This window comes from Moraxella sp. (assembly GCF_024227015.1).
GTDB lineage: Bacteria > Pseudomonadota > Gammaproteobacteria > Pseudomonadales > Moraxellaceae > Moraxella.
The window spans coordinates 1-8,794 of the sequence record NZ_JAAELD010000200.1; the positions used below are offsets into that span (position 1 = coordinate 1).

At 45.0% G+C, this 8,794-nt stretch carries 9 protein-coding genes and 2 riboswitches; of the genes, 4 read left to right on the forward strand and 5 right to left on the reverse strand.

The annotated features are described in order from the left end of the window. The 3 genes from GY683_RS04615 to GY683_RS04625 form a co-directional block, all read left to right on the forward strand. Window positions 1-1,056 (forward strand): MFS transporter (locus GY683_RS04615; protein WP_297287631.1); only part of this gene is annotated, 1,056 nt, incomplete at its 5' end. Between the two features lie 146 nt (window positions 1,057-1,202). Further along, on the forward strand, window positions 1,203-2,168 hold the full coding sequence (locus GY683_RS04620; protein WP_297287632.1) for a hypothetical protein: 966 nt from the start codon (window positions 1,203-1,205) through the stop codon (window positions 2,166-2,168). 112 nt (window positions 2,169-2,280) lie between these two features. Then, entirely contained in the window at window positions 2,281-4,716 is a 2,436-nt protein-coding gene (locus GY683_RS04625; protein ID WP_297287633.1) for an alpha/beta hydrolase, read from the forward strand. Between the two features lie 160 nt (window positions 4,717-4,876). Here GY683_RS04625 and rplI read toward each other — a convergent pair whose 3' ends face one another. The 5 genes from rplI to GY683_RS04650 all read right to left on the reverse strand — a co-directional run bounded on the left by rplI (window position 4,877) and on the right by GY683_RS04650 (window position 7,166). Next, complete coding sequence (gene rplI / locus GY683_RS04630; RefSeq protein ID WP_046698015.1) at window positions 4,877-5,353, reverse strand: 50S ribosomal protein L9; 477 nt, start codon at window positions 5,351-5,353, stop codon at window positions 4,877-4,879. A 16-nt stretch (window positions 5,354-5,369) separates the two neighbouring features. After that, the gene (gene rpsR / locus GY683_RS04635) at window positions 5,370-5,597 is read right to left on the reverse strand and encodes a 30S ribosomal protein S18 (protein WP_036362032.1); all 228 of its coding nucleotides are present in this window, start codon (window positions 5,595-5,597) and stop codon (window positions 5,370-5,372) included. Window positions 5,598-5,613: 16 nt separating this feature from the next. Further along, window positions 5,614-6,015 carry a 30S ribosomal protein S6 gene (rpsF, locus tag GY683_RS04640; protein ID WP_297287634.1) on the reverse strand — a complete coding sequence of 134 codons (402 nt, stop codon included), beginning with the start codon at window positions 6,013-6,015 and terminating at the stop codon, window positions 5,614-5,616. Window positions 6,016-6,211: 196 nt separating this feature from the next. Beyond that, on the reverse strand, window positions 6,212-6,697 hold the full coding sequence (locus GY683_RS04645) for a hypothetical protein (RefSeq protein WP_297287635.1): 486 nt from the start codon (window positions 6,695-6,697) through the stop codon (window positions 6,212-6,214). A gap of 148 nt (window positions 6,698-6,845) precedes the next feature. After that, window positions 6,846-7,166 (reverse strand): YcgL domain-containing protein, encoded by a 321-nt coding sequence (locus GY683_RS04650; RefSeq protein WP_297287637.1) that lies wholly within the window; start codon window positions 7,164-7,166, stop codon window positions 6,846-6,848. 117 nt (window positions 7,167-7,283) lie between these two features. Further along, window positions 7,284-7,419: riboswitch (glycine riboswitch) on the forward strand. A gap of 19 nt (window positions 7,420-7,438) precedes the next feature. Further along, window positions 7,439-7,541: riboswitch (glycine riboswitch) on the forward strand. Between the two features lie 140 nt (window positions 7,542-7,681). On the opposite strand from GY683_RS04650, the gene gcvT reads away from it, so the two are divergent. Then, the gene (gene gcvT, locus GY683_RS04655; RefSeq protein ID WP_297287636.1) at window positions 7,682-8,776 is read left to right on the forward strand and encodes a glycine cleavage system aminomethyltransferase GcvT; all 1,095 of its coding nucleotides are present in this window, start codon (window positions 7,682-7,684) and stop codon (window positions 8,774-8,776) included. The last annotated feature ends 18 nt before the right edge of the window (window positions 8,777-8,794 follow it).

Here is an 8,794-nt window from a genome sequence, read left to right on the forward strand (position 1 = left end):
CTAGAAATCTGCATCATGACGTTGGCGGCGATTGGGTTTTGGTTTGAGCTTTATTGGTTGTTATTCGTGGCGTTATTCCTGATGGGAACACAATCGACTTTTTTTGGGCCCATCAAATACGGCTATCTGCCAGAAGCCATGCACAAAGATGAGCTGGTCGGCGCCAATGGCTTATTCCAAACCGGTACCAGCCTTGCCATCTTAACCGGTATGATGGCGGCCGGCGTGCTAACGCAGCTTGATCATTCAACCTTATGGCTCATCGTATCGACACTCTTTGTGGCAATCCTTGGTTACATCGCCTCACGACACCTACCCAAGACTACCCCGCAAGCCAAAGACTTAGCGATTAATTGGAATATCTTTAGTACCAGCTTTGATATTATTAAATATTTATACAGCTTGCCCTTGCTGTTCTTTGTGATTATTGGTAATAGTTGGTTTTGGTTTTATGGTGCGACCTTCTTAACCCAGACGCCTGAATTTAGCAAAGTCATCCTTCATGGCGGTGAGTCAGTGGTTATCTTATTGCTCACGCTGTTCTCGGTGGGCACAGCATTCGGTTCACTGCTATGCAAAACCCTAACCAAAAACCAAGTCAGCCTAAAGCTGCTACCCATCGGTATTCTAGGTCTTAGCGTATTTGCCATCGATCTATATCTGTCATTATCAAGCATCACCATTCAAGCACCAAGCACCCCTTACGGCATCAGTGCGCTAATGGACATGGATGGCACTTGGCGCGTGTTTGCTGATTTGTTCTTTTTGGGCTTTGCTGGTGGCGTGTATATCGTCCCCATGTATGCATTCATGCAAGCTTATGCACCGGTCAGCCATCGTTCGCGTGTCGTTGGCGCGAATAACATTTTTAACGCCATCTTCATGGTGGGTTCAGCGGTATTTTCGATCATCATTTTGACAATGTTAAAACTAAGCCTACCGCAGCTGTTCTTGATCACAGGCGTTCTAAATGCCATCTTTGGAATTTTCTTATACAAGAAACTTAAAAAATACCAAAACACCATGACCCCAAGCAATAACAATTTACCATTATAACCATCGACCAACATGGCAGATCATATTTAAAGTTACAACCAAGCAACATTTTGCCACCAAAAACTGTGAAAAATTTATGAACTTATTAAGATAAATCTGTTATGATTGGCAAAATTTCTTATTTAGCGTTTATTAAGGACATCAACATGAAAAAACTTACCGTTCTGGCTCTAAGTCTGACTTTGTTAGGTTTTGGCAGTGTACAGGCTCATGCCCAAGCCAAAAACACCAAAGCAAAAACCACCAAAACCGCCAAAAAGCCGGCAAAAAAAGCAACACCAGCCAAAACCGAAGCGCAAGCTACATCAGAAGATGCGCCAACCGTTGAGCAATTGACCGCTGGTACCAGCACCCCTCAAAGCCCAAAGATGCGCAGCGAGATCACAACCACGATCATCAATAATAACGCCGCTGACCTGTTGACATCACCTGTCAAAGGTCTGCCGACACCTGCTGTATCGGTAAGCGATGTTGAGAATGTGCCAACCGTGCACACCCCTGCCAATAAAGCAGGCACGATTCTGCTAGACACCACACTCATGGATGAATTCATCACCGTGGTATCGCCGAATGCGCGCCATTATCCGCCAAGCTTCCCAAACCCAACCGCTGAATATCTAGCCACTCAGAATGTGAAGCACTTGGCTGATTGGATCGAGCCTTATGCCAGCGCGCCTGACGCTTCTTTTGATGTAGTATTGCGTGCAGCCAAGCTTAACGGCATCGCCCGCAACCTAAACGTCGGTACAGAATACTCGGTTCGCGCATCAAACCACATGCAAAAAGCCCTGCGCCTAAACCCAGAGCACCCTGAAGCCAACTTCCTACTTGGTATGATGATCAGTGAAGCGGGTGGCTTTAATGAAGGCAAAAAATACCTAGAAAAGGCAGCAGCATTAGGCTATACCGAAGCTGAGCAAAGCCTTGCCCAATCAGATCTGCTGACCGATAACAAAGAAGGCGCACTAAACCGCCTAAGACAACTACAAACGCAGCACCCCGACAACGCGCAAATCGCTGAGCAATTACGCATCATCGAGGAAGGTGGCTATTATATTTGGCGCTCTAACAACAAAACACCGCTGAACATCAAGTCAGTCAGCCAAGAATAAACGTGTAGCAGCAAATAATACTTTACACACCAATCCGTCTTTGGGTATCATACCGAAGACGAATTTTATTTTACAAAAACACAAACCGACCAATCGGTTTTTTATTAAATTTATGAAAAAGCAATTCACCAAATCAGCTTCAGCCCTTACCCTAAGCACCCTTCTTTTGGCGGGATGCGCGAGCCTTACGCCGCCAAAGCAGATACAGGCGCGCGTCATTGAGACCACGCGTAATAACATCACCACCACGCCTAGGGTGAGTAATTTATCCAATTCTATTTTATTGGCTTCTGGTCTGACTCAAGACAGCTGCATGGCGGACTTTGATGCTTGTTTGAATGACTTAGGCTCAGCTTTCTTTGGTGATCAATTTGATCGTGAAGGCTTGGTGCTGTTGGCAGAATTACACTACACACAGGCATTGCATTTGGCCGAAAAAATGGAATGCAAGCCTACCTTAAATCGACCGCCCATCGATGATTATTATGCCAATGCACCCATCGACGAAGAGACCAGGCAGGCTCAAATCAAATCGCGCAAAGATTGCCTTGAAGGTTATCGTGATGCATTGTACAAGACCATCGCTTTTAGCTATGGCTATTTATTCTTTGATAGCCTGACCAACCAGAATAGTCAAAAACCCATCATCACGGACAGTGACATACGCGCTCAAGACCTTTATCACGTCTCAGTAAACGCGCTCATCCAAGAAGTTTATAAACAACAAGATGGTGCTTTTGGCGACGCCGATCAACAAACTAAAAATCAGCTCAATTCAGCATTCAATCAAATTAACATCTCCTCACTCACCACCCAAAGCAGAGACGGTGGCACCCAAACTCTCAACCTAAACATCGCCAAAGAGCACCAAGAGCTGCACGACCTACAGAACTCCAAAGTCGGCGCCCTGTCCGATCTTATCTCGATTTATGATTATCGCTTGGCGGATCTACAAGTAAATAGTACGCGCTCAGGTCTTGGCGTTGGTTTTGTCGGCTCACTACAAGATCGATACAGCGCGCCGACAATAAGTACCCTAACCGCCAATGCGGACGCAAATAATGACGACATCAAATCACGCATTCATCCGATGGGTCATCTGCTACTGACCGCCATCATCACCCCAAAGGGCAATACGCTAAAGGAAGTCTTGCTCACTGATGAATTTGATGCGTATTTTTTTGATCCTTATACCGCCAAGGAAGTGAACATCCTAGGTAAAAGCTATCCACTTTCTGCCAGTTTCTCCTCCACCTATGCCACGTGGCTGTCAGAGAATAACCTACAACGTGCCAGCTTATTGAACATGATCGCCAAAAAAGACAGCGCGACGATGCCTGAGCTGTTCATGCTATCACCATACAACCCAAATCAAAAAGTCATCATCATGATTCACGGGCTCGCCTCCAGTCCTACTACTTGGGTGAACTTAACCAACAATCTGCTTGCAGATCCCATTCTGCGTGATAATTATCAAGTATGGCAGGTTTTTTATGCGACGAACTTACCCATCCTCGAAAACCGCTATCAAATTCATAAGCTGATCAATCAAAGCTTTAACGGCACCGATCCAACGGGTGCCAACCCCGCCAGCCAGAACGCGATATTGATTGGGCACAGCATGGGCGGTGTTATCTCAAGAATGCTGCTATCCGATGATGAGCTCTTGCCAAAACTCAGCACTTTAGAAGATGGAGAGCCATCTGGTAGCGAAATCATCGAAGATACCGTTAAAGCTGCAACCGCAACCGATGAATCAGCGATGAGCCACGAGCAAAATCTTGCTGCCTCCAGACTCCTCACAAAGACCTATAATGATGAGTTAAGCGAGAGATTCACACTAAGATCGCTGCCGCAGATCGGCACTGCTGTATTTATCTCAGCGCCATTTCGCGGAACGGATTATGCCGACAGATGGTTTACCCGTGCAGCACGCCGCGTGATTCGCTTGCCGCTAAATCTAACCAAAAGCGTCACCGAAACCATCACAAACATCGGCGTAGAAGATAATATCGAAAATAACCTACTAGGATTACTATATCTACAAAACGGTGCTGATCAGCTCTCTGATCGCTCTGCCTTTGTTGAATTAACCGCCGATATCAATATCAAAGATGGCGTTCGTTATCACACCATCGTTGGTGATCATCAAGGTCTGGCATCGAACGATGGCTCTGCTGTACGCACAGGCGATCTGTCAGATGGTATCGTGCCTTATACCAGCTCACATCTTGAGAATTCAAATAGCGAGACCATCATCACAGGCAGGCACAATATTCACGAGAACCCAAAAACCATCCTGCAACTGCGCAAGATTTTACACGAAGAGATTAATACACCCAGACCTAATGCTAATAAACCTGCAACACCAAAAGACAGCTTAGTACCTGCCGAGCAGAATTCGAGTGATCTAGAAGAATTAGAAATTCCAAAAGAATCGGAAAGATTAGAGGTTGTAGATGAATCAGAAAGCCTAAATAGTTTAGAAGATTTGGAATTCTCAGAGAAAGCGGTAGAACCTTTGCAAGATTCGCTTACGATAGAATAAAAGCCAAGGTTGTATTGTGGCATTTAGGCTCTACCTTAAGGTTTAAATGCTTTTAAATATTCGACAGTTCTAATCCATCACAACCCAAACATGATACCTAAAGTTAGTTTAGCGACCAATAAAAAACCCCGAGAATCTCGGGGTTTTTAGCAATCAATGATTATTCGTCATCTTCTTCAGCAGCTGGTGCGTCTTCAGATAGGATGGTAACCAAGATCTCTGCAGAGATGTCGTGATGAAGTTGGATGGTAACTTTGTACTCACCCACTTGACGGAATGGACCTTCAGGTAGTTTGACTTCAACGCGGTCAACTTCCAGACCAGACTTAGTCAATGCGTCTGCGATGTCGCGAGTACCGATAGAGCCGAATAGCTTACCTTCGTCGCCAGACTTAGCGCGCATGATAACGTTAACGTCTGCTAGAGCGTCAGCACGTTTTTGAGCTTCTTGTAGCTCTTTAGCTTCTTGAGCTTCTAGCTCTGCACGACGCGCTTCGAATTTAGCGATGTTCGCTTCGTTTGCAGGTAGTGCTTTGCCTTGTGGGATTAGGTAGTTACGACCGTAACCCGCTTTTACTTCAACAGTCTCGCCAAGTTTACCAAGATTAACGACACGCTGTAATAGAATAACTTGCATGATTTTTCTCCGTTAATTACTTGTGGTTGTCGGTGTATGGCAGTAGTGCCAAGTAACGAGCTTGTTTGATAGCAACAGCTAGCTGACGTTGGTATTTGTTAGAAGTACCAGTGATACGACTAGGAACGATTTTGCCATTTTCGCTGATGTATTGCTTTAGAAGTTCTACATCTTTGAAATCGATGTGAGTGATGCCTTCAGCAGTGAAACGGCAGAATTTACGACGACGATAGAAACGTGCCATGAGTTATCTCCTTAAATTATTCGCTGTCAGCAGCGTCGTTCTCACTTTCAGTAGTGCGAACGTCGTTACGACGGTTGGCTTTGCGAGTGCGCTTGTCTTCTGCTTCTTTCGCTAGTGGCGATTGTTCAGTGATGGCGCTGTCACGGCGGATAACTAGGCTACGGATGATCGCATCGTTGTATTTGAATAGCTCTTCTAGCTGTGCTAGAGTTGCTTCATCACATTCGATGTTCAGTAGCACGTAGTGTGCTTTGTGGATTTTGTTGATTGGGTAAGCCAATTGGCGGCGGCCCCAGTCTTCTAGACGATGGTTAGAACCACCATTTTCTTCTACTAGTGTGCGGTATTTAGTTACCATGTCGGCAACTTGGTTGCTTTGATCTGGATGAACCAGTAGCACCACTTCATAATGTCTCATAAGGACTCCCTACGGATTAAAACAGCCACCATCTTATGATGATAGCAAGGAGATGTGAGTTTAAATAAAAGTCACAAGGCGCATATTATACATAAAAATTTAAAATTTTCAAGCTAAATATGCTCTACAGCTGAATATTTATAGATGCATCACAAATAAAAAAGCCGACATTGCGGCTTTTTCATGCATTCATAAATTAATTCATCTGCTCAGAGTCAGCCACGAGCTTTTTTTGAGCTTCGATGCGTGCCATTTCTTCTTTTTTGGCGGCGTCACTTTCGATGACACTGCGCAGCATCTGCCAAATCGCACCAATCACCAAAAATGCTGCAAAGGTTGCAAGAATCGGCAAGCTGGCTGACACCATACCTCCAAAATCTTTCATTAATAATGCATGGAATACACCCACAATCGCAGGAGCAAGCGCACCCGACTCACCTTCTGCACTACCAGGCGCCAACAACACCGCCGCCACGAATGCTAGGCTAATGCCGCGAATGCCACGCGGCAAAATACGCGCAACCAACACCCAAAGCAACAATACAATCAAGGATGCAATGACATAAACTAACAAAGGTAGCTGCGCATCAGGCACACCATCAACGAGCTTCGCCCACCAAATCAAAAATGTCGCCAAGTTCTCGCTGATTGAGTCTAAAGGCAGGTTTTTAATCCATTCCATACAAATAACTTCTTAAAAAATTACCGGTATTTTACCACAATTTTGCCAAAAAATTATCTTCTAACAGCAATAGCTAACAAAATCACCACAAAACAGATGCCTTACCTGCCCATAATCCTGCCACGAAAATTATTGCAACCAATTGATATTAATCGTATTTTTTATCTTGAAGTGCTTTGGCTTTTGCCATGGCTTGCGCTGCCAAAATATCGGCAGGCGGTGCTTGGACATAATAGCCCTGCTCAGCAAGCTTTGCTTTGACTTCATTAATGTCAGCTCGGGCTAACTTATCACGAGTGCCAAGATCCAAATGCATGACAAAGGTACCCAAGCCCAATTTCTTACGAATATCGGCAGGCAGCACACCCAACCAATCCTTGATCTCATCGGTGTCATTAGGATAATCTGGGCGAGCAATATAAACGTACCAGTCTTCATTTTTTGCAAATTTATAAACATCACAATGCATAACGTCACTCACGTCTTGATATAATTAAAAAAATTCATCGATTTTGGCTTTTACGGCATTATTTTACAAAAAAGCCAAAAATTTACTTGTAAATTGTAGCATTATTTTTCATAATAAGGGTGTTTTTCAGGAGAGAATTATCGCAGCTTATCGCAAGCATCAGCGCATAATCACCGAAGGCGTAATGTTGAAAATTGCAAAAGCAATCTTAAAACCCCTATAATCGCTCAGGTAAAAGGACTGAAAAACTTAGTTTATCTATCTAAAGACAAGCTAACCACTCTGGAGAGCTTGCCATTTTTTTAAGTGGCAACACCGAAGGGAAGAAGTAATTTTAATTACGAAAATCTCAGGTATCAGGACAGATGGGGTGTGTTGAAATCCATTTTATCGCATGAATAGAATGGATTTTACAGGCATTTTGAAGTTACTGGGTAAATTAACTTTTGTGATTAGCATCTTAATCCCAAAAGTTAATTTACATCGGTTAATTTTATAAATAAGGAAACACACTCATGACTCAACGCACCCCCCTATTTGATGCTCACATCGCCGCAGGTGGCAAACTTGTGGATTTTGGCGGTTGGGAACTGCCTGTCAATTATGGCTCACAAATTGACGAACACAACGCCGTGCGGACAGACGCAGGTATGTTTGATGTCTCGCACATGCTGGTTACAGACGTAACGGGCGATAACGCCAAAGCCTTTTTACAAAAACTGCTCGCCAACGATGCCGCCAAATTACCCTTTGTCGGCAAGGCTTTATATTCTGGTATGCTAAACGACAACGGCGGCGTCATCGACGACCTAATCGTCTATCGCATGAACGAAGACGAGACCGCTTATCGCATCGTCTCAAACGGGGCAACCCGTGAAAAAGACTCTGCTCACTTTGCCAAAATTGGTAATGACTTTGGCGTAACGCTCGCCCCCCGTTATGATGTCGCCATGCTTGCCGTACAAGGGCGAAATGCGATTGCCAAGCTCCTTACCGTCAAGCCTGAATGGGCGGAGAAAGTAAACGCCCTAAAACCCTTTGTCGGTGTGGACTTGGGCGGTGATTGGTTTGTCGCTCGCACAGGCTACACAGGCGAAGACGGCGTGGAAGTGGTCATGCCAGCAGGGCAAGCGGTTGGGTTTTTTGATGAGCTTATCAAGGCAGGCGTACAACCATGCGGACTTGGGGCAAGAGACACCCTAAGAATGGAAGCAGGCATGAACCTATACGGCAACGACATGGACGATGATGTCAGCCCCCTTGAAGCGGGCATGGCGTGGACGGTGGATTTAAAAGATGAAAACCGTGATTTTGTCGGTAAATCCGCCCTTGTCGCCCTAAAAAATGACGGTGTCAAAGTCCGTCAAGTCGGTCTATTACTTGCCAAAGGCGGTGTACTGCGTGCGGGCATGGAAGTCGTTACCGATAGTGGCAACGGCATTACCACCAGTGGCGTATTCTCCCCAAGTCTAAATCAATCCATTGCCATTGCCCGTGTACCTGCTGACTTTACAGGCGAGCACGCAAAGGTGATTATGCGTGGTAAAGAAGTAGAAGTGCGTGTGCTTAAATTGCCATTTGTCAGAAATGGTAAAAAGCAGTTTGATTAAAAATAACAATTCCCCCAA